Below are 1,046 nucleotides of genomic sequence, written 5' to 3' on the forward strand. Positions count from 1 at the left end.
GCCCTGCGCCGCGCCCTCCACGCGAATCCGGAGGTCGGCCTCGACCTGCCCGCGACGCAGGCCCTCGTCAGGGACGCCATCGCCGATCTCGACATCGAGCTCACCGAAGGCCACGCGCTGTCCTCCCTCGTCGCCGTCCTCCGCGGCGGCAAGCGCACTGAGGACGCGACCGGCGTCGTGCCCGCAGTCCTCCTCCGCGGTGACATGGACGCCCTCCCCATCACCGAGGCGACCGGCTTCGACTTCGCCGCGACGAACGGGAACATGCACGCGTGCGGCCACGACCTCCACACCGCCGGACTCGTCGGGGCGCTGAGACTCCTCCACGACACGCGCGCCGAGCTGCCCGGTGACGTCGTCGTCATGTTCCAACCCGGTGAAGAGGGCTACGACGGTGCCGGGCGGATGCTCGACGAAGGCGTCCTCGACGCGGCCGGACCGCGGGTCAAAGCCGCCTACGGCATCCATGTCTCCGCTGATCAGGACCTCGGCGTCGGCTCCTCCCGGCGGGGGTCGTACATGGCGGCGTTCGCGAAGATGACGATCACCGTCCGCGGGCTCGGCACGCACGCCTCCCGCCCGGCCAGCGGCCGCGACCCGATCGAGGTCGGGGCGATGCTCGTCGGCCAGCTCCAGGAGTACGTCACCCGCCGCTTCGACATCTTCGACCCCATCGTCGTCACCGTCGGCCAGTTCAACGGCGGCACCGCCCCCAACGTCATCCCCGACTTCGCCACCCTCGTCGTCAGCGTGCGCACGTTCTCCGACGAGGTGACGACCCGCGCCGAGGCGGAGCTGCCTCATCTCGTCACCACGCTCGTCGCCGCGCACGGGCTCGAAGCCGAGGTCGACTACGAGCGGATCCTCCCGCCGACGATCAACGACGACGCCGAGGCGGACTTCTTCCTCGCGACCTTCGCCGACCTCTTCGGGGCCGACCGCACCGTCACCAGGGCGAACCCGCTGCCGGGGTCCGAGGACTTCTCCCGCGTGCTCGCCGAGGTGCCGGGCGCCTACGGGCACTTCGGCGTCGCCCTGCCCACCCT

Annotated in this window: 1 protein-coding gene; it reads left to right on the forward strand. The window is 71.5% G+C overall.

Annotated features, from left to right (window positions below; all coding sequences use genetic code 11):
• Positions 1-3: 3 nt before the first annotated feature.
• Positions 4-1,046: M20 family metallopeptidase (locus FFS20_RS17815; RefSeq protein WP_249356931.1), on the forward strand; the 1,043-nt coding region annotated here is incomplete at its 3' end.

It is taken from the genome of Brevibacterium sp. 2SA, assembly GCF_005502845.1.
In the GTDB taxonomy this organism is placed as follows: domain Bacteria; phylum Actinomycetota; class Actinomycetes; order Actinomycetales; family Brevibacteriaceae; genus Brevibacterium.